The sequence below is a fragment of the Pseudomonas sp. p1(2021b) genome (assembly GCF_020151015.1).
Taxonomy (GTDB): domain Bacteria; phylum Pseudomonadota; class Gammaproteobacteria; order Pseudomonadales; family Pseudomonadaceae; genus Aquipseudomonas; species Aquipseudomonas putida_K.
On sequence record NZ_CP083746.1, the window covers coordinates 1,503,856 to 1,523,834 of the forward strand.

General features: G+C 61.3%; 12 protein-coding genes and 3 pseudogenes. 12 read left to right on the forward strand and 3 right to left on the reverse strand.

Translation table 11 applies throughout. The features are described from left to right. The first annotated feature begins 235 nt into the window (after positions 1–235). The 4 genes from K8374_RS07065 (at position 236) to K8374_RS07080 (ending at position 5,197) form a co-directional block, all read left to right on the forward strand. Complete coding sequence (locus tag K8374_RS07065) at positions 236–1,249, forward strand: WD40/YVTN/BNR-like repeat-containing protein (protein WP_411969633.1); 1,014 nt, start codon at positions 236–238, stop codon at positions 1,247–1,249. Next, complete coding sequence (locus K8374_RS07070; protein WP_224458441.1) at positions 1,246–3,648, forward strand: efflux RND transporter permease subunit; 2,403 nt, start codon at positions 1,246–1,248, stop codon at positions 3,646–3,648. Before K8374_RS07065 ends, K8374_RS07070 begins: the two co-directional genes overlap by 4 nt. Before the next feature lie 165 nt (positions 3,649–3,813). Continuing rightward, positions 3,814–4,101 (forward strand): DUF5629 family protein, encoded by a 288-nt coding sequence (locus K8374_RS07075; protein ID WP_224458442.1) that lies wholly within the window; start codon positions 3,814–3,816, stop codon positions 4,099–4,101. Further along, positions 4,067–5,197, forward strand: a complete 1,131-nt coding sequence (locus K8374_RS07080) for a lactonase family protein (protein WP_224458443.1) — start codon at positions 4,067–4,069, stop codon at positions 5,195–5,197. The genes K8374_RS07075 and K8374_RS07080 overlap by 35 nt, the downstream gene beginning before the upstream one ends. 135 nt (positions 5,198–5,332) lie before the next feature. Here K8374_RS07080 and K8374_RS07085 read toward each other — a convergent pair whose 3' ends face one another. From K8374_RS07085 to K8374_RS07095, 3 genes are read right to left on the reverse strand one after another with little or no spacing between them, the layout of a single operon-like run. After that, entirely contained in the window at positions 5,333–5,926 is a 594-nt protein-coding gene (locus tag K8374_RS07085; protein ID WP_224458444.1) for a glutathione S-transferase, read from the reverse strand. Continuing rightward, positions 5,923–9,567, reverse strand: coding sequence for an AAA family ATPase (locus K8374_RS07090; RefSeq protein WP_224458445.1), 3,645 nt, complete (start codon positions 9,565–9,567; stop codon positions 5,923–5,925). The genes K8374_RS07085 and K8374_RS07090 overlap by 4 nt, the downstream gene beginning before the upstream one ends. Then, entirely contained in the window at positions 9,564–10,802 is a 1,239-nt protein-coding gene (locus tag K8374_RS07095; protein ID WP_224458446.1) for an exonuclease SbcCD subunit D C-terminal domain-containing protein, read from the reverse strand. The genes K8374_RS07090 and K8374_RS07095 overlap by 4 nt, the downstream gene beginning before the upstream one ends. Positions 10,803–11,369: 567 nt before the next feature. Here K8374_RS07095 and K8374_RS26415 point away from each other — a divergent pair. The 8 genes and pseudogenes from K8374_RS26415 to K8374_RS07135 all read left to right on the forward strand — a co-directional run. Continuing rightward, positions 11,370–11,447, forward strand: a pseudogene (locus K8374_RS26415) (Rhs element Vgr protein); the annotation flags it as partial. Between the two features lie 62 nt (positions 11,448–11,509). Then, positions 11,510–12,094 (forward strand): hypothetical protein, encoded by a 585-nt coding sequence (locus K8374_RS07105; protein ID WP_224458448.1) that lies wholly within the window; start codon positions 11,510–11,512, stop codon positions 12,092–12,094. 29 nt (positions 12,095–12,123) lie between these two features. Beyond that, complete coding sequence (locus K8374_RS07110) at positions 12,124–12,591, forward strand: DcrB-related protein (protein ID WP_224458449.1); 468 nt, start codon at positions 12,124–12,126, stop codon at positions 12,589–12,591. Between the two features lie 3 nt (positions 12,592–12,594). Further along, positions 12,595–16,785, forward strand: a complete 4,191-nt coding sequence (locus K8374_RS07115) for an RHS repeat-associated core domain-containing protein (protein WP_224458450.1) — start codon at positions 12,595–12,597, stop codon at positions 16,783–16,785. 15 nt (positions 16,786–16,800) lie between these two features. Further along, positions 16,801–17,238, forward strand: a complete 438-nt coding sequence (locus K8374_RS07120) for a hypothetical protein (protein WP_224458451.1) — start codon at positions 16,801–16,803, stop codon at positions 17,236–17,238. 70 nt (positions 17,239–17,308) lie between these two features. Then, positions 17,309–17,542 (forward strand): annotated as a pseudogene (locus K8374_RS07125) (sugar-binding protein); the annotation flags it as partial. A gap of 46 nt (positions 17,543–17,588) precedes the next feature. Next, a complete protein-coding gene (locus tag K8374_RS07130) occupies positions 17,589–18,026 on the forward strand; it encodes an NTF2 fold immunity protein (protein ID WP_224458453.1) in 438 nt (145 codons plus the stop codon). A 57-nt stretch (positions 18,027–18,083) separates the two neighbouring features. Continuing rightward, positions 18,084–19,979 (forward strand): annotated as a pseudogene (locus K8374_RS07135) (RHS repeat-associated core domain-containing protein); the annotation flags it as partial.

Genomic DNA, 19,979 nt, shown 5'->3' on the forward strand with positions numbered 1-19,979 from the left:
AGGGGTACAGCGCGGCCTTCAGGGTGGTGCGGTCCGGTGTAGGCGCGGGCTTGCCCCGCGATGCTTTCGAGTGCTTAACAAAACATAACGTCCCGCTCGTTGTCTTCCCGCCGATAACCCCGATACGATGGCCCCAAAGCTATTGCAGGGCTCTGGAACAGGCTTTTCGCAGTACCTGGCAATAGATTGACCCACTACAAGAACACAACAGGGGGCGATCATGACGGATCGGGTGATGGCGCAAGCCAGGCGCGGTGCCTGGCCGCTGGCGGCCAGTGCGCTGCTGGCGTTGGCGTTGGCGACAGGAGCAGGTGGTGCACGAGCCGCGGCGGCCGAGGAGTATTCGGTGGAGTCGGCCCGGGCCAGCCAGAGCCTGCTGATCGATGTCGCCCATGCCGGCAAGCGGCTGGTGGTGGTCGGCGACCGGGGCCATATCCTGTTCTCCGACGACCAGGGCAAGACCTGGGCCCAAGCCCGGGTACCCACCCGTCAACTGCTCACCGCCGTGTTCTTCCTCGACGACAAGCGTGGCTGGGCCGTCGGCCATGACGCCCAGGTGCTGGCCAGCAACGATGGCGGCGCCACCTGGAGCAAGCAGTTCGAAGACCTCGCCCGCGAGGCGCCCCTGCTCGATGTCGCCTTCCTCGACGCCCAGCACGGTTTCGCTGTCGGCGCCTATGGCGCATTGCTCGAGACCACCGATGGCGGCCAGCATTGGCAGGACATCGGCGAGCGCCTGGACAACCCCGACCAGCTGCACCTGAACGCCATCGCCCAGGTCAAGGACGGCGGCCTGTTCATCGTCGGCGAGCAGGGCAGCATGTTCCGCTCCAGCGATAACGGCCAGAGCTGGTCCGTGGTCCAGAGCCCCTACGAGGGTTCGCTGTTCGGTGTGATCGGCACCACCCAGGCGCGCACCCTGCTGGCCTATGGCCTGCGCGGCAACCTGCTGCGCTCCACCGATTTCGGCGATACCTGGCAACCGATCCCGCTCAAGAGCGCCCGCGGCCCGTTCGAGTTCGGTCTGGCAAGCGCTACGCTTCTGGAAGATGGCAGCCTGGTGCTGGTGGGTAACAGTGGCAGCGTGTTGCGTAGCCAGGATGATGGCCAGAGCTTCTCGGTCTACAACCGTGCCGACCGCATCGCCTTGTCGGCTGCCACGGGCCTTGCCGACGGCGGCTTGCTGCTGGTCGGGCAGGGCGGGGTGCACCTGGCCACTGCCCAGGGTGCCGAGGAGGTGCAGCCATGACCAGCCGGGAGAGCTTCGACATGCACCAGCAACACCATCAGGACAAGGCCACCCTGCTCGAGCGGCTGATCTTCAACAACCGGCCAGTGGTCATCGCCCTGTGCCTGCTGGTGAGCATCTTCCTGTTCTGGCAGGCCACGCAGATCCGCCCGTCCACCAGCTTCGAGAAGATGATCCCGCTGCAGCACCCGTTCATCGAACAGATGATCGAGCACCGCAACGACCTGGCCAACCTTGGCAACACCGTGCGTATCTCGGTGGAGGCGGTCAATGGCGACATCTTCGACAAGGACTACATGGAGACCCTGCGCCAGGTCCACGATGAGGTCTTCTACATTCCTGGCGTCGACCGTGCGGGGCTCAAGTCGCTGTGGAGCCCGGCGGTGCGCTGGACCGAGGTCACCGAAGACGGTTTCGCCGGCGGCGAGGTGATCCCCAACACCTACAACGGCTCGGCACAGAGCCTCGAGGAGCTGCGCGACAACGTGCTCAAGTCCGGCCAGGTCGGGCGCCTGGTGGCCAATAACTTCAAGTCCAGCATCGTCGACGTGCCGTTGATGGAGAGCTACCCGGACCCACAGGACCAGAGCAAGCAGGTCAAGCTCGACTACCAGCAGTTCTCCCACCAGCTGGAAGAGAAGATCCGCGACAAGTTCCAGGCCCAGAACCCCAACGTGAAGGTGCATATCGTCGGCTTCGCCAAGAAGGTCGGTGACCTGATCGACGGCCTGGTGATGGTGGTGATGTTCTTCGGCGTGGCCCTGGCCATCACCTGGGCCTTGCTGTACTGGTTCACCTGGTGTATCCGCAGCACCATCGCGGTCCTCATCACCACCCTGGTGGCGGTGGTCTGGCAACTGGGGTTGATGCATGCAGTGGGCTTCGGGCTGGACCCGTATTCGATGCTGGTGCCGTTCCTGATCTTCGCCATCGGCATCTCCCACGGCGTGCAGAAGATCAACGGCATCGCCTTGCAGTCCAGCGGCGCCGACAATGCCTTGACCGCGGCCCGGCGCACGTTCCGCCAGCTGTTCCTGCCGGGCATGATCGCCATCCTGGCCGACGCCGTGGGCTTCATCACCTTGCTGGTGATCGACATCGGGGTGATCCGCGAGCTGGCCATCGGTGCGTCGATCGGCGTGGCGGTGATCGTCTTCACCAACCTGATCCTGTTGCCGGTGGCGATCTCCTATGTGGGCATCAGCCAGAAGGCCATCGCTCGCAGCAAGAAGGACGCGACCCGCGAACACCCGTTCTGGCGCCTACTGGCCAATTTCGCCAGCCCCAAGGTGGCACCGGTGTCCATCGCCCTGGCCCTGGCGGCCTTCGCCGGTGGCCTGTGGTACAGCCAGAACCTGAAGATCGGCGACCTCGACCAGGGCGCGCCGGAGCTGCGTCCGGACTCACGCTACAACCAGGACAACAACTTCATCATCAACAACTACTCCACCAGTTCCGACGTGCTGGTGATCATGGTCAAGACGCCGTCGGAGAGCTGCTCGATCCATTCCACCATGGCGCCGATCGACGAGCTGATGTGGACCATGGAGAACACCCCTGGCGTGCAGTCGGCGATTTCCCTGGTCACCGTGTCCAAGCAGGTGATCAAGGGCATGAACGAGGGCAGCCTGAAATGGGAAACCCTGTCGCGCAACCCGGACGTGCTCAACAACTCCATCGCCCGCGCCGACGGCCTGTACAACGCCGACTGCTCCCTGGCGCCGGTGCTGGTGTTCCTCAACGACCACAAGGCCGAAACCCTGGAGCGCGTGACCTCGGTGGCCAAGGCTTTTGCCGACAGCCACAACAAGGATGGCCTGCAGTTCCTCCTGGCGGCGGGTAATGCCGGCATCGAGGCGGCCACCAACGAGGTGATCAAGTCGGCCGAGCTGACCATCCTGGTGCTGGTCTACCTGTGCGTGGCGGTGATGTGCCTGATCACCTTCCGCTCGTTCGCCGCGACCCTGTGCATCGTCCTGCCCCTGGTGCTGACCTCGGTGCTGGGCAACGCCCTGATGGCCTTCATGGGCATCGGCGTGAAGGTCGCCACCTTGCCGGTGGTCGCCCTGGGCGTAGGTATCGGCGTGGACTATGGCATCTACATCTACAGCCGCCTGGAGAGCTTCCTGCGTGCCGGCCTGCCGCTGCAGGAGGCCTATTACGAAACCCTGCGGTCGACCGGCAAGGCCGTGCTGTTCACCGGGCTGTGCCTGGCCATTGGCGTGTGCACCTGGATCTTCTCGGCGATCAAGTTCCAGGCCGACATGGGCCTGATGCTGACCTTCATGTTGCTATGGAACATGTTTGGTGCGCTGTGGCTGCTGCCGGCGCTGGCGCGGTTCCTGATCAAGCCGCAGAAGCTGGCGGGCAAGGTGGGCGGGTCGATCTTCGCCCATTGATCCACACGGGCCGCCTTGCGGCCCAATCGCCGGCAAGCCGGCTCCCACCGAGATTGCGCCGCTCTCAAGATTGGCGAAGTCCCTGGGGGAGCCGGCTTGCCGGCGATTGGGCTGCACAGCAGCCCCGGGGTTATACTGGCGCCCCATTTTTTACCTGGTGCTCCAATGTCTTCCCTCGCCACCGCCCTCGCAGCCTGCGACATGCTGCTGATCGACGGGCTCCATGCCTTCGACTTCACCTACGACGACTCAGGCCTTTCGATCGAATGCATGGACGGCCGCCAGCTGCGTCGCTGGCGCTTCACCCTCGACCAGGTGGCCGCCGCTATCGCCGAGGGCGACCAGTGGCGGCTCGCCGATGCCGAAGGCGAGCATCGGCTAGTCTGTATGGATGCCCTGCGCGCTTCGGAAGATGACGATGATGAAGACTTGGAAGACCCTGCTGGCCGCTAGTCTCATGGGCCTGACAGTGAACAGCCATGCCGCGGTACTGCTCGTTGGCAGCTACACCGACGGTGCCAGCCAAGGGATCTACCGCTACCGCTTCGACAGCGACAGCGGCCAGCTCGATGTCAAGCCGCTGCAGGTGGTCAAGAGTGTCAGCCCGTCCTGGCTGGTGCTGTCTGCCGACCAGCGCCTGCTGTTCGCGGTTAACGAGACGCCCCAGGGCCATGTGAGCAGCTTTTCGCTGAATGCCAAGGGCGACATCAAGCTGCTCAACCAGGTGGCCAGCCGTGGCGACGAACCGACCCACGCCAGCCTCAGCCATGACCAGCGCTACCTGTTCGTTGCCAACTATGCCGTCGCACCGGTGCCGGGCGGCAGCCTGGCGGTGCTCCCGGTGGCGCGAGACGGCAAGCTCAAGGGCGTGGTCCAGCAGTTGCGCCACGCGCCCAGCAAGGTCAACCCCGAACGCCAGGCCGGGGCCCATGTGCATTCGGTGGTGTTCTCGCCCGAAGGCCGTCACCTCTATGCCAGCGACCTGGGTGCCGACCAGGTGTTCATCTACCGCTACGATGGGGCCAGCCCCGAACATCCGCTGAGCCCGGCGATTCCCGCGTCGGTCAGCCTGCCTCCAGGCAGCGGCCCACGCCACCTGCTGTTCGACGCCAAGGGCCAGCACGCCTACCTCACCCTGGAGATGAGCGCCGAGGTGGTGATGTTCGACGTGCAGGACGGCAACCTGGTGGAGCGCCAACGCCTGCCCCTGACCGAGCGCCAGGAGGCCGCGGCCAAGGCCGCCGGTGGGCTGCACCTGTCGGCCGACGGGCGCTTCCTGTATGTCAGCAACCGCGGCACCAGCAATGAGATCGTGGCCTATGCGGTCGACAAGCACGATGGCCAGCTGACCCTGTTGCAGCGCCGCTCCGTCGAAGGCGACCACCCACGGGAGTTCAGCCTCGACCCCAGCGGCAAGTTCCTGTTGGTGGCCAACCAGAAGAGCAACCAGATCGTGGTCCTGCGCCGCGACCCGCGTAGCGGTAAGCTGGGCGAAACCGTGCAGAAGCTGGCCCAGGATGCGCCATCGGATCTCAAGTTTCTCGAGTGACCTTTATTTTGGGGCGTGTTGAGGAGGTGTCAGGGCTGCCAGGTGTTCGTCGTGAAAGGTTCAGCGCCTATCCGATCGAGCGCCGCGCGGGCGGCGCTCGATCTCACAGGCACCGAAGCTGCTACGGCGAACTGCTCAGCGCGCCATGATGGCCTTGAACAACGTCGACTCGAGCCACCCTTGCAACCAGCTGCGCAACCGGGGGTAGGGTGCTTCGGCGAACCAGTCAGGCTCCACCCCGGCAAACTGGCGCATCAGTGGGAGTAGGGCGGCGTCGACCAGGCTCGGATGGTCGGCCAAGAGGTAGGGCCGGCCTTCGAGCAACCCTTCGAGCTCGACCAGCCACGGTTCGGCCTGCTGACGATAGAACGCTCGCGGGTGGTCGGGGTAACGCTCGGCGTACTTGTACAGGTTCACGTGTACCTTGAAGTCCCGGTCGTTACGCGCGATCAAGGCCTCGGCCTGTTGCGCGCCGCCCGGGTCGGCCTGCAGGCGCCAGTCCTGTGGGTCGTTCTGGGCCAGCGCCCAGCGCATGATGTCCAGGCTTTCCTCCAGCACCCCGGCACCGGTATCGAGCACCGGCACCGTGCCCTTGGGCGACAAGGCCAGCAGCTCGGCCGGCTTGTTCTTCATTGCCACCTCGCGGACCTCCACCGGGCAGCCTGCATAGCGTAATGCCAGGCGTGCGCGCATGGCCCAAGGGCAGCGACGGAACGAGTAGAGAATCACCCGCACACCTCCACATCACTCAAGCCATTGCCCTGGCGACGCACCTGGATCTGCACCGGGATGCGCTCGTGCATTTCCTGCACATGGGAAATCACCGCCACCTTGCGCCCCTGGGCCTGCAGCCCGTCGAGGGCATCCATGGCCAGCTGCAGCGATTCGGGGTCCAGGCTGCCGAAGCCCTCGTCGATGAACAGCGACTCGATGCGCAAGGTGCTCGAGGCCATGGAAGCCAGGCCCAGGGCCAGGGCCAACGACACCAGGAAGGTCTCGCCGCCGGAGAGCGAATGCACCGAGCGCAGCTCGTCGCCCATTTCGGTGTCCAGCACCAGCAGGCCCAGGGCACTGCCGCCGCGCTTGAGGCGGTAGCGCTTGGCCAACTGGCGCAATTGGCTGTTGGCGTGGTGCAGCAGCAGGTCGAGGTTATAGCCCTGGGCGATCTTGCGGAACACGTCCCCCGAGGCCGAGCCGATCAGGGCGTTCAGGCGTGCCCAGCGTTGCCATTGCTGGTAGGCCTGGTCGATCTGTTCGGCCAGGGCCTGATGGGCCTGCTGGCGGCGTTGATCGTCGGCCTGCCGGGCGCGCAGCTCGGCGCACTGCTGTTCCTGCAGGGCCAACTGCTGACCGATTTCGGCCAGGGCCTGATGCAGGGCTTCGGCAGCCAGATCGCCCTGGCCCTGCTCGGCATGTTGCTGCAGGCGTTGTTCGCGTTCCTGCAGCAGCACACGGCTCTGCTCGATGGCCTTCTCCGCGGTTTGCAGGCGCTGGCGCAGTTCGCCGAGCTGGGCATCGTCTATGGCCAGCAGGCGTTCCAGGCCGGTGTCGTCCAGCTCAGGGTGCTCGCTGCGCCATCGGCTGATCTGACCCTGTAGCTGCTGGCATTCCTGCTCCAACGCCTGTTGCCGCTGGTGGTTGGCCTTGAGTTCGCTGGCCAGTTGCACGCCCTGGGTGTGCAGCGCCTGGAGGCGTTGGGCCGTTTCGGCCTCGACCACCCGGGCCTGTTCCAGCTGGGTGTCCATGTGCTGTTGCCAGGCTTCGGCACTGGCCTGTTCGCCGAGCAGTTCGCTTAAGGTCGCCAGGGCCTGCTGGCGCTGTTCATCCAGCGTGGCGAGCGTGTGCCGGAGCTGCTGTTGGGCAGCCAGGCGGGCCTGTTGCTGGTCGCGCAACTTGTCCAGTTGCACCTGGCGGGCCTGCTGCTCCTGCTGTTCGTCCTGGCGTTGCTCGAGCTGCTGGCGACGCTGGGCGATCTGCTGGTCGAGGCCGAGGAAGGCCGTGGCCGGGTCGTCGCGCAGGGCCTGGAGGATATCCTGAGGCAGCACGTTGGCCAGGTCGTTCAAGCCCTGTTGCAGCTGCTGCTCGTCCGCGGCCAGGGCCTGGTGCTGCTGCTCGAGGTGACGCTGGGCCTGTTGCTGGGCCTCGCTTGCCGCCTGCAGCTGCTGGGTGAGACGGGCGGCGTCCTTCTGCAGGGCCAGCAGGGCCGCCTGGCGTTTTTCGTCGCGATCGATCTCTTCGCCCAGGCGACGCAGCTGGCCGTCGAGCCACGTGCGGCGGGCATTGTCGTCCTGCGGGGCGAGGGCCGGCCACAGAGTATGCGCCTGGAGCTGTTCGGCAAGGGGTTGCAGCTGCTCGCCCAGTTGCACCTGCTGTTGCTGGAAGTCCTTGAGCTGGGCATTGACCACGCCCAGCTCGGTGCGCAGCTCCACCAGGCGGGTGTTGAGGCGCTCGACTTGCGCACGGGCAGCGTCCTCTTCGATCTGGTCATGGCGGCCGAGGCTCTGCAGCAGGGCGTCTGGCTGGTGGAACGGGTGCTCGGCACTTCCGCAGACCGGGCAGGGTTCGCCGTCGCGCAATTGTCCGCGTAGCTCTTCCACGCTGCTGGTGCGCGCCAGGCGCTGGCGCTCCAGCAACTGGCGGGTCAGGGCGAGCGCCTGTTCGGCGGTTTCCAGTTCGGCCTTGGCCGCGGTGCCTTCGCCGATGAGTCGCTGGCGCTGCTGCATGGCCTGCTGCTGGCGCTCGCGCAAGGTCGCGACGAGCTGGCGCAGTTCCAGTTCACGGGCCTGCAGGCGCGACAGCTCCTCGACCGCGCGTTGCTGCTTGCGGTTGTCCTGGAGCATGGCGCCCAGCAGGTCGATCTGCTCGGCGAGGGCCTGGGGTTCGGCTCCCGCTTCGCGGAACAGCAGTTCGAAAGCGTCGCGTTGGCCTTGCAGCTGGGCGTTGGCCTGGCTGGCCTGGGCCTGCAGGCCGGGCAGCTCTTCACGGCCCTTGGTCAGGCGCGCCCCGATCTGCATCACCTGCTTGAGTTGCGGCAGGTAGGCCTGCCAGGCGCTGGCCAGGTCCGCCAGGTGTTCGCTGTCGGCCAGCGCCATGTCAATCTGTGCCAGGTGCTGCTGGCTGCGTTGCTGGTGCTCCTCGAGCTGCTGCACCTGCTGCTGGCCCTCGGCGACGTCCTGGTCAGCCTGCTGGGCGGCGCTGCGTTGGCTGGCCAGCGCCTGGTCGAGGCGCGCCAGGCTGTCCTGGGCGGCGAAGGCCTGGCGCAGGAGAGGGGCGTTTTCGCTGTGCTGGGCTTGGTTGTGCGCCAGGGTCTGGCGCGCCGCCTCCAGCGCTTGCTCCAGCTCGCCGATGCAGACCAGCAGGTCGGCCTGCTGGCGCTGCTGGTCGACGAGTTCTGCGGCCAGGGGCGCCAGTTGTGCGGTCAATACTTGCTGGCGGTGGAACTGGTGGCGTTGGGGGGCCAGGCGTTCCAGGCGTTGCAGGTCCAGGCGCTGCTCGGCGAGTTGTTCCCAGCCTTGCTCGGCCGCTAGCAAGGCGGCCTGGGCCTCGGCGTGCTGGGCCTGCAGCTTGCATTGTTCATCGAGCCAGGCCCGCTGCTGTTCCAGTTGGCGCTGGCGCGCCTGACCGGCCTTGAACTGCTGTTGGGCCTGCTCCAACTGCTGGTCGAGCTCGGCGCGGGCCTCGGCGGCCATCGGCACCAGGTGCTCGGCCTGTTTCTTCAGATCGTTGTGCGCTTCGCCGGCCTCGCGGGCTTTGCTGAAGGCGCGTTGGCCCAGGCGGGTGTAGATCGCCGTGTTGGTGAGTTTTTCCAGCAGTTCGCTGCGGTCCTTGTCGTCGGCCTTGAGGAAGGCGCCGAACTCGCTTTGGGCCAACATCACCGCGCGGGTGAACTGCTCGAAGTTCAGGCCCAGGCGCGCCTCGACCAGCTGCTTGTATTCGTTCTTGCCGCTGCCCAGCAATTGCTCGGCGTCCAGGTCGTACAGGCTCTGGCGACTGAGCTGCAACTTGCCGTTGGCTTTTTCACGGGCGCGGTTGGCTTCCCAGCGGGCGCGGTAGCGGTGCCCGTCGATGCCCACGAAATCCACCTCGGCGTACGCGCTGCCGGTGCCGCGGCGCAGCAGGTTGCGCGGGTCGTAGGTGGCGATCTCGCCATCGGCGTCGGGCACCTTGGCTTCCCGGCCGATATCGTTGAGCCGTGGCACGGTGCCGAACAGCGCCAGGCACAGGGCATCGAGCAAGGTGCTCTTGCCTGCGCCGGTGGGCCCGGTGATGGCGAACAGGCCAGCGCTGGCCAGGGGCTCGGCGGTAAAGTCGATGTCGATCGGGCCGGCCAGCGAGGCCAGGTTCTTCAGGCGAATGGCAAGGATCTTCATGGCTGCACCTCCTCCTCCTGCACGTCCTGCAGAAGCAAGGCGAAGTCGGCCAGGGCCTGCTCGTCGACGGGGTTGCCATAGGCCTGCTCCCAGGCGCGGCTGAACAGGTCCTGTGGAGTCATCTGCGACAGCTCGACGAACGCCCGTTCATCCTCGTCCTGGCTGCCGCGCCCAGCGTACTCGGCACTGATGCGCACCAGGCGCACGGCCTTGCCCTCCAGGGCGCCTTCGATCTGCTGGCGCAGGTCCGGCTGTGGCTCGTCCAGGCGCACCCGCACCTCCAGCCAGGGCTGGCGGTTGGGGTCTTCCAGCAGGTCGACCACCGGCAGGTCGGTCAACTGCTGCAGCAGCTCGCCCAGCGGTGCCGGGCCGATACGTTGCAGGGCCACCGCACGGGGTACCAGGCGGGCCTCGACGCTGACCAGCTCGGCGCCGTCGAGCTCCACTTCCAGCACTTGGTGCGGGTAGTTGATCTCGGCGAACGACAGCGGGATCGGCGAGCCGCTGTAGCGGATGCGTTCCTCGCGGTTGACCCGCTGCGGCTTGTGCAGGTGGCCCAGGGCGACATAGCTGATGGCCTTGTCGAACAGGCGCGCCGGCAGGGCTTCGGCGTTGCCGATGACCAGGCTGCGCTCGGAGTCTTCCGAGACCGTGCCACCGGCCATGTGTGCATGGCTGATGGCGACCAGGGCCTGGTCCTTCTTGCGCTTGGCCTGGGCGGCTTCGATCAGTTGCTGGTGCACCTGGGTGATGCCTTGCAGGTAGTCGTCGCCCAGCTGCGGCCCGGTGACTTCCGCCGGGCGTAGGAAGGGCAGGGCCAGGCACCAGGCGCAGACCTTGCCACGGGCATTGGTCAGCGGGATCAACAGCCGCTCGGCATCCAGCTGGCCTTCATCGAGCCAGTGCACCCGCCCCAGCGCGTGGGTGCGCAGGCGCCGCATCAGGGCCGCGGGCAGCTCGATGCGCGAGCCGGAGTCGTGGTTGCCGGCGATCATCACGATGTCGAGCTTGGGCTGTTGCTCATGGGCCTGGACGATGAAGTCGTAGAGCCGCTCCTGGGCTTTGACCGGCGGGTTGACCGTGTCGAAGATATCGCCGGCGATCAACAGGGCATCGGGCTGGCGCAGACGCAACTGGCCAAGCAGCCAGTCGAGGAAGCAGGCATGTTCGAAGTCGCGTTCCTGGCCGTGCAGGCTTTGGCCCAGGTGCCAGTCGGAGGTGTGAAACAGACGCATGGATGACCTGTCGAGTGGGGTCAAGCAAGCTTGTGCTTCGCTTGAATGATGAGCTTCTCAGAGGGGCGGCTATGGTAACTCAACACGGCGGGAGAGGGAGCAGGGTGAAGGCTGAGCCGCAGCGCCAGGTATCCGCCATTGGCTTTTTGGAACGTTAGTCCACGTTATGAAACACTTTTCTTCGCATGTGAGTCGGGCGCGGTAGGCGTTGGCATGAGCAGGTCGGTAACCACTTCTATGGTGCGCTGACACGTACCTGGAAACCCCTCTGCGGCAGGGCATTCAGCGAAAGCCGGTGCTTTTTGGAAGGGGAACAAATGTATGAATGGTGTCAAATAGGCATCGCCTGGCCACTCTACCTCGCCGATTGTTTCCGGGCCCCAGCACGTTGACAGTGCAGCTTTTACCGGTGTTTTCTTTTGGCCTCTCTGCCGCGCATGGCATATCGGCGTGTGAGCCCATCGTGATGGCCGCTTCTGCTAGGCAGAGTGCGGGCTGAGTGCCCGCTGGATCGGAGCAGCTGAGCATCGCATAAGCGTGCTGGCCGTACTTTCAAGGAGATCTCGCATGACCATGGACCTGGCCGCAGCGCTGCTGTTGCCGCATAACCGCCGCCTGTTCAAGTTTCACAACCTGGCCAACCCCACACCGATCGAAGCAATCGCCACGGCAGTGACCGTGTCGATATCGACGAACAAGGCGTAGCGATGGCCACCACGAGCATCTACGACAGGATTTCCCAAAAGCGTGAGGCTGCCGAGGCGCTCGCACGGCGACAGGCCGAGCAGGAGCGTGAGGCCGCCCAGGCCCTGAGTGCGATGCCCGCCCCTGTCCAGGCATTGCCGTTGAATGCGCAGAGCAATGCGTTACGCATCGCCGGGCTCGATATGCGGGTACCCGCAGGCTTCAGCTTTCGAACCATCGAAACCACGTTGGAGTTCGCCGGCTGCGAGGTCATGTTCAGGGCTTGCCTGAGAGGCGCACCAGATGACCTGGAACTGCCCACGGCCATAGACGCGTATGTGAAGAAGCTGCGCGACTGCCATGCCGAACTGACCTTGGTACGCCAGGCCGAAACGTTGTTGGCAGGGCACCCGGCAGTAGCACTCGACTATGAGTTCCAGCTTGGCCAAGCGCGCCGGCACGGGCGTACGGTGTGCACGATCATCACCCACGAGAGCGACATCCGCCACTGGCTCGAGGTGTCTACCCAGATCGACCCAGCCCAGGCGCCGCTGGCCGATTGGCTGATTGAGTTCGAGGCCATGCTGGCCGGGATGACGGCTCAGTAATTTTTTCTTTCAAATGGAATTTGAAACCCATGGACTATCAGCTTCAGGAAGGCAGCATCACGTTGCCGGAAGGCTTCCAGGATCGGACGGTGAACATGTTCATCTTGGGCAGCAATATCCCCGCACCGTTGAACATCACGATTTCGCGAGACAACGTTCTGCCTGCCGAGGACCTCGATGCCTATATCGACCGTCAGGTGAAACTGATCGCGTCCAAGCTGCGTGGCTACACCGTACTCGCCCGCAAGCCCGCGCAGTTATCGTCCAGCCAGCCTCTGATGGGCGTCCAGATAGAAGGTTATTACCTCAACGATGGCCGCCCCGTCTATCAACGCCAGGCCGCATTCGAGGTTGCCCCAGGGCGTATCCTGGTTTTCTCGACGACCAGCCAGGCCGACTTCAACGGCAAGCAGAACGAGAGCTGGCTTGCGCTCTTGAACAGCTTCCAGCCACGCCAGGATGCTGCAGCATCATCCGATAACGTCACTCAGGACTGAGTCATGTTCGAAGCAGCACGTTGGGGTGATGAAATTGAACATACCGGTGCTTTGGCCGGATTTCTTGCGGGGGCGGTGATTGGCTTGGTGATCGCTACAGCGGCGAGCTTCACCATTTGTACCGCCGGTTTTGGTGGTTTTCTGTTGGCAGCAGCCGTTGGTATCGGTGCCAGCCTGATTCCGATGATGGGCGAGCGATTTGGCTCAACGTTCAGTTCACCGGCTGGACAGATAGAATTGGCCGGATGCTCGACGAACGTGTTCATCAACCAGCGGAACGCGGCCCTCGCCACCTTGAGTACGGCAAAGTGCGACAAGCACCCTGCGACCGTGCGGGTGGCGGAGGGCTCCTCGAATGTGTTCATCAACGGTGTCGCTGCGGCGCGCAAAGGCGACAAGCTGACCTGCGGCGCCAAGATTTCGGGCGGGTCGAACAACGTATACATCGGTGGCGGCACCACGCGCTATTTGCCGGTGGACGAGGAGGTGCCCGAATGGCTACGGGTGACCGTCGATATCTTGATGGTCGTGGCGTCCATGGGGCGCTCGGTCTGGTCGGTCGGCCGTCTGGGCCTACAGGCGGGTCTCAAGGCAGCCGGCCCTTGTGCCTTGCGAGTAGGGGCTACGATTGCGGCAAGCTACCTTGCCGGGCGCTACATCATTGGCCCCGCCGTGGAGCGAGCGATTGGTGGCTTTATCGGAAACCCGGTAGACCTGACCAATGGCCGTAAACTGCTGGGCGATGAAACAGACTTCGTGTTGCCGGGGTTGATGCCTATCGAATGGTCTCGCTTCTACGCTAGCGATCTTGCCGTAGAGCGCGCGCTGGGACGGGGTTGGATCTTGCCCTGGGAGCAGAATCTGCGCCGCAAGGGTGGCTTTGTCTACCTCACCGACAACCAAGGCCGCAGCGTTCCGTTCATCGATCTGGAGCCCGGCGAAAGCATCTACAACCCCCATGAGCACATCCACCTCGTGCGTACCGCAGGTGGGCACTACATTCTGCAAACGCTGGACAATGTTTTTTTCTACTTCGGCGAAGTGCCGAACGACAATAGCAGGGTCCCTTTGCAGCGTCTGGAGAATGCGCTGGGCCATTATTTGCATTTTACCTACAGCGCAAATGGCAGCCTGACGGACATCACAGCACCAGGCGCTGTGCGTGTCCACTTGCACTACGACAATCCATTAGGGCGCCTTACCGACGTCAAACGCGTGGTGGGCGACAGCGCTGTGGAAACTTTGGTGCGCTATCGCTATGACGATAACGGCCAACTGATCGAGGTCATCAACCGCAACGGCGATTCCATCCGGCATTTCCACTACGCCGACGGCCTGATGGTACGCCACAGCAATGCGCTTGGCCTGATGTGCGAATACCGCTGGCAAACCCAGGACGGTAAACCACGCGTGGTCGAGCACTGGACCAGCGACGGCGAGCATTATCATTTTCGCTACGACTTCGGCCAACGTACCAGTTGGGCGACCGACGTGTTGGGCCGCGAACTGGAGATCCAGTACAACGAGGACAACCGCGTCATCGCCAGCCGGGATTTCGGTGGTGAACGCTACAACATCGATTTCGACGCGTTCGGCAACATCGTCGGCCTCACCTTGCCCGACGGTAACCAGCTGGCGCTCAAATACGACGACTTTGGCCGCCTGGTCGAGGAAACCGACCCACTGGGCCGCAAGATCAGCTACAAGCACCACTTTGCGACGCCACTGGTGACCGAAACCCGTTTCCCGGATGGCAGCGTGTGGAAGTCCCGCTATGACGACAAGGGCAACCTGGTCGCCGAGATCGACCCGCTAGGCAACAAAACCGAATACCTCAACGGCGAAGATGGCCTGCCGCACACCATCATCGATGCGAACTTCAAGTCCAAGTACCTGTGGTGGAACAACCATGCCCAGGTCGAACGCTTCGAGGACTGCTCGGGCAAGAGCACCTACTACCGCTACGACGAGCGCCAGCACCTGGTCGCCGTCACCGACGCGCTGAACCAGACCACCACGCTGGAGCGCAAGCCGGACGGTGAAGTGCTGAAGATCACCCATCCGGACGGCACCTCGGAAACCTTCACCTACAACACCCTCGGCCAGGTAATCGCACACACCGACGGCAAGGGCCAGACCACCCGCCTGCAGCGCACTTCAAGAGGCCTGCCCAGCAGCCGCCAGGACGCCAAAGGGCAGCGGGTGCGGTACGAATATGACAAGGCTTTGCGTCTTACCGCCCTGGTCAACGAGAACAACGCGACCTACAGCTTTGCCTACGATGCGTCGGACCGCTTGGTCGAAGAAGTACGGGTGGACAACCTGACCCGGCGTTTCAGCTACAACCCCGGAGGTCATCTCACCCGACTGGATGAGATTGGCTACGGCGAAAATGCCGAACGCCCGGAACGGCACACGCTGTTCGAGCGTGACAGCATTGGCCGGTTGGTCGCCAAGATCAACCGCGATGCGAGCCAGACCTTCGCGTACGACGACGGCGACCGGTTGCTGAGCATCGAGCGGCAACCGACCGGGATCGGCAAGCAGCTTGGGATCACGGAAGAGAAGCTGGAGTACGCCTACGATCTGCTCGGCCGGTTAACACAGGAAGTCACGCCCGCCGGCGCGCTCCGTTATGAATACGACCCGCTCAGCAACCTGACCACATTGACCCTGCCGGATGGCCGCAAAGTCAACCATCTGTACTACGGCAGCGGGCACCTGCACCAGCTGAACCTGGACGGCCAGGTGATCAGCGACATGGAGCGTGATGACCTGCACCGTGAGGTCTACCGGACCCAGGGCAAGCTCACCAGTTGCTTTGGTTACGATGCGATGGGGCGCAAGGCCTGGCAATTCGCCTCGACCTTGCCAGCCGACAAGCTCTCGCAAGTGCACAACACCGGTATCAATACTTCATTGTTGGTGGAGCATGCGTATAACCCCATCCACCGCCGTTATCAGTACGACCCGGCGGGTGAACTGGTACGCACGCTCGACAAGCTACGCGGCGAGGTCAAATACGAATACGAAGCCAACGGCCAATTACACAGCCGCGATACCGGCTCGCTGATAGGCAGCGAAGAGTTTCGTTACGACGCGGCGGCCAACCGCCTGGACTTCAACGCCCGCCAGTTCGCCAAGGTCAAGGACAACCGGATCAAACAGTGGCGGGACCAGGAGTATAGCTACGACCCCTGGGGCAACCTGATCGAGAAGCGCTCGGGGCACAGCACGCTGCAGTATTTTGCCTATGACTGCGAAAACCGGTTGGTGCGGGCAGAAACAACGGTCAATGGCAAGCTGGAAAGCACCGGGCACTACCGTTATGACAGCTTGGGGCGGCGAGTAGCGAAGCAGTCGGAAATCAACGGCGAAGTCGAGCAGAAGCGCTTCCTCTGGCAAGGGCTGCGGATGCTGCGTGAGGAGACGCCGGGGCAGAGCATTCTGTATTTCTATGAGCCGGGGAGTTACGCACCGCTGGCACGTGTCGATCAGCTCGAAGGGGAAGGGCAGAAGGTCTATTACTTCCATACTGACCAGATCGGTACGCCGCTGGAGCTGACGGATAGCGACGGTGAGATCGTTTGGCAGGCGACGTATCGCTCATGGGGAGAGATTGAGCAATTAGCCGTCAATGAGGTTGAGCAGAATCTGCGCTTCCAAGGGCAGTACTTGGATAGCGAAACAGGACTGCATTTCAATACGCTCCGGTATTATGACTCAATAGTAGGAAGATTTATTACTCAAGATCCAGTAGGGGTATTAGGGGGGGTAAACCTCTACGATTTTGCTCCAAATCCGATGATTTGGGCCGATCCATGGGGGCTTCTTTGCTGGAGTACGGCCAAGAAAAATTATTGGAAGAATGAAGCTAAAAATTCAATGCCTGGGCAGTACTCCAGTAGAAATATTAATAGAATGCTTTCCGGCAGAGCGCCGATGATGCGGGTTAAGGTGAAGTATAAAGATACAGCTTGGAATAGGGCTCGGGGACGTGTAGGGCAAGTCGTAGAAATTAATGCGCCTTTGGAGCTTCATCATCAATACCTTCCACAGCGAATGGGATCTGGGGTGGCTAATGAAAGTTGGAACTTGACAAAGGCTACGCCATGGGGACATGCCTCTATGGACGCATATAGAAATTTGGGGTGGGAGCTTCAAAGTATTACAAAGACCATCGGTCAATGGTAAGTTTGAGAGGGTTGAATGGTGCTTAGTGAATTTAATTATTTTTGTGCAGATGCAATAATGGTGTCTGCAAAGTTTGCGGGCTCTGTAGATGATGAGCAAGCAGACGGCTTCATGAAAAATCTTTTTTTAATTTATGAGAAAGAAGGGGCTCCTAAGAATAGAAAAAAATGGCTTGCCGAGAAGCTTAAAGATCAATTTGTTTTCATGGCCGAACCACCCAAATGGGTGGGCGAACCTAGATGGGCATATTTGGATAATGTGCCAATGGTGTTTTTGCATCAATTCCAAGTGGTGGATTTAAATAATCAATTAAGCGGTCGGCTTAAGGTTGGGGATACTGTATTTATTTTTGGAAGTAAGACACCTCCTTGTCCACAGGACGAAGAATCATGGGCGGTCGCTTATAGAATGGTGGTCCAAACAGAGGAGGGAGAGGATCTGTATTATCCCTAATGCTTAGGTGTAGTGGTCACCGGAAAGTGCGCCGTAACAAAACTATATATTTGTAAATAGTGAATGCTAGGTCTACCGGCCCCAGCTCACCAGTTGCTTTGGCTACGATGCGATGGGGCGCAAGGCCTGGCAGTTTGCCTCGACCTTGCCGGCCGACAAGCTCTCGCAAGTGCACAACACCGGCATCAATACCTCGCTGCTAGTGGAGCATGCCTACAATCCGATCCACCGCCGTTATCAGTACGACCCGGCGGGTGAATTGGTGCGCATGCTGGACAGGCTGCGCGGCGAAATCAAATACGAGGCCAACTAAAGTTATTTACAATGATTCAGGAATGGGGAAATCGTCGATGGTAAAGTATTCAGTAACTAATTTGAGCGATGAGTGTATATTGGTATTGAAAGGCTTTATGAGTGAGATGCATGGTTGGGAGGCGGATTGTTATAAGAAAAATGTCGAGGGTTTTGATGATGACTTGCTTGGGTCGGATATTGAGGAAGTTATGCGTAATGAGCTTTTGGATATCTTCAATAAATACGTACTGAAGGGGGGGAGGAACTATGATCGAGTAGGGAATTTGGTTTGCGGTAGACATCCTGAATATGACGAAGGAAGTGATCAAATTGAGATTGTTGGGGTTAGTGAAAAGAGAGTGTCAGTTGTCATCAAGAAAACCAAGGGCTTGGCCTCTTTGTTTCGCTTGACTCTTTCTTTGACTGACGGTGTGTTCATGATTGCCAGTCGAGAGCTGCAGAGTGGTGGAAGGTGGCAAAAAACCTACATTTGATTTAAGGTTTGATTTTGGCGTGCTGTTAGTTTGTCGCTAATGGTTTGGCTTGTTTTCCGGCGTTTCAGCTACAACGTCGGAGGTCATCTCACCCGACTGGATGAGATTGGCTACGGCGAAAATGCCGAACGCCCGGAACGGCACACGCTGTTCGAGCGTGACAGCATTGGCCGGTTGGTCGCCAAGATCAACCGCGATGCGAGCCAGACCTTCGCGTACGACGACGGCGACCGGTTGCTGAGCATCGAGCGGCAACCGACCGGGATCGGCAAGCAGCTTGGGATCACGGAAGAGAAGCTGGAGTACGCCTACGATCTGCTCGGCCGGTTAACACAGGAAGTCACGCCCGCCGGCGCGCTCCGTTATGAATACGACCCGCTCAGCAACCTGACCACATTGACCCTGCCGGATGGCCGCAAAGTCAACCATCTGTACTACGGCAGCGGGCACCTGCACCAGCTGAACCTGGACGGCCAGGTGATCAGCGACATGGAGCGTGATGACCTGCACCGTGAGGTCTACCGGACCCAGGGCAAGCTCACCAGTTGCTTTGGTTACGATGCGATGGGGCGCAAGGCCTGGCAATTCGCCTCGAGCTTGCCAGCCGACAAGCTCTCGCAAGTGCACAACACCGGCATCAATACCTCGCTGCTGGTGGAGCATGCCTACAACCCGATCCACCGCCGTTACCAGTACGACCCTGCAGGCGAACTGGTACGTACCCTCGACAAGCTACGCGGCGAGGTTAAATACGAATACGAAGCCAACGGCCAATTACGCAGCCGCGATACCGGCTCGCTGATAGGTAGCGAGGAGTTTCGTTACGACGCGGCGGCCAACCGGTTGGACTTCAACGCCCGCCAGTTCGCCAAGGTCAAGGACAACCGGATCAAGCAGTGGCGGGACCAGGAGTATAGCTACGACCCCTGGGGCAACCTGATCGAGAAGCGCTCGGGGCATAGCAAGCTGCAGCACTTTGTCTATGACTGCGAGAACCGGTTGGTGCGGGCGGAAACAACGGTCAATGGCAAGCTGGAAAGCACCGGGCACTACCGTTATGACAGCTTGGGGCGGCGGGTTGCGAAGCAGTCGGAAATCAACGGCGAGGTCGAGCAGAAACGCTTCCTCTGGCAAGGGCTGCGGATGTTGCGTGAGGAGACGCCGAGGCAGAGTATTCTGTATTTCTATGAGCCGGGGAGTTACGCGCCCTTGGCACGTGTCGATCAGGTCGAGGGAGAAGGGCAGAAGGTCTACTACTTCCATACTGATCAGATCGGCACGCCGCTGGAGCTGACGGATAGCGAAGGTGGGATCGTTTGGCAGGCGACGTATCGTTCGTGGGGGACGATTGAAGAGCTAACCGTCAATAAAATCGAGCAGAATCTGCGCTTCCAAGGACAGTACTCAGACGAAGAGACGGGCCTACATTACAATACCTTTAGGTACTATGATCCTGAGGTAGGACGCTTTGTTACTCAGGATCCAATTGGCTTAGCAGGTGGAATAAACAGCTATTCTTACACAGCTAGTCCTGTTCAAGAAATAGATCCGCTCGGATGGTGTTCCACAAAGCTTGGGAGAAATATGGGGCATAGGGCCGCAGATGGAATGGGGAATCACCATCTGATACCTGAGCAATTGATGAACAAACCAATTTTTAGCTCCATGTTCAAAAGATTAAAAGGGATTGGATTTGATGGGGATGGCGCCTCAAACGGCATCTTCTTGCCGGATAAAAAGAATGTACAGTTTATAGATTTGCCAGGGCACTGGACTAATCATGATCTTTATACGGCTGCGGTTGGTAAAAAATTGATAGAGCTAAATAAGTTGGCCCCGCAGCTAAGCGACACTCAACTAGTTTTGGGTATAAAAAACATCCAGGACTGGGCAAGATCTGGTCTTAAAAATGGGCTGTTTGAAGTGGATTCCGTTACGGGTAGATTATTGTGA

Bases quoted from the DNA above. Each gene is read 5' to 3' on its own strand.
- K8374_RS07095 (WP_224458446.1), bottom strand. From the start codon at position 10,802: ATGCGTCTGTTTCACACCTCCGACTGGCACCTGGGCCAAAGCCTGCAC.
- K8374_RS07065 (WP_411969633.1), top strand. From the start codon at position 236: ATGGCGCAAGCCAGGCGCGGTGCCTGGCCGCTGGCGGCCAGTGCGCTG.
- K8374_RS07070 (WP_224458441.1), top strand. From the start codon at position 1,246: ATGACCAGCCGGGAGAGCTTCGACATGCACCAGCAACACCATCAGGAC.
- K8374_RS07120 (WP_224458451.1), top strand. From the start codon at position 16,801: ATGGTGCTTAGTGAATTTAATTATTTTTGTGCAGATGCAATAATGGTG.
- K8374_RS07075 (WP_224458442.1), top strand. From the start codon at position 3,814: ATGTCTTCCCTCGCCACCGCCCTCGCAGCCTGCGACATGCTGCTGATC.
- K8374_RS07115 (WP_224458450.1), top strand. From the start codon at position 12,595: ATGTTCGAAGCAGCACGTTGGGGTGATGAAATTGAACATACCGGTGCT.
- K8374_RS07105 (WP_224458448.1), top strand. From the start codon at position 11,510: ATGGCCACCACGAGCATCTACGACAGGATTTCCCAAAAGCGTGAGGCT.
- K8374_RS07110 (WP_224458449.1), top strand. From the start codon at position 12,124: ATGGACTATCAGCTTCAGGAAGGCAGCATCACGTTGCCGGAAGGCTTC.
- K8374_RS07080 (WP_224458443.1), top strand. From the start codon at position 4,067: ATGATGAAGACTTGGAAGACCCTGCTGGCCGCTAGTCTCATGGGCCTG.
- K8374_RS07090 (WP_224458445.1), bottom strand. From the start codon at position 9,567: ATGAAGATCCTTGCCATTCGCCTGAAGAACCTGGCCTCGCTGGCCGGC.
- K8374_RS07130 (WP_224458453.1), top strand. From the start codon at position 17,589: ATGGTAAAGTATTCAGTAACTAATTTGAGCGATGAGTGTATATTGGTA.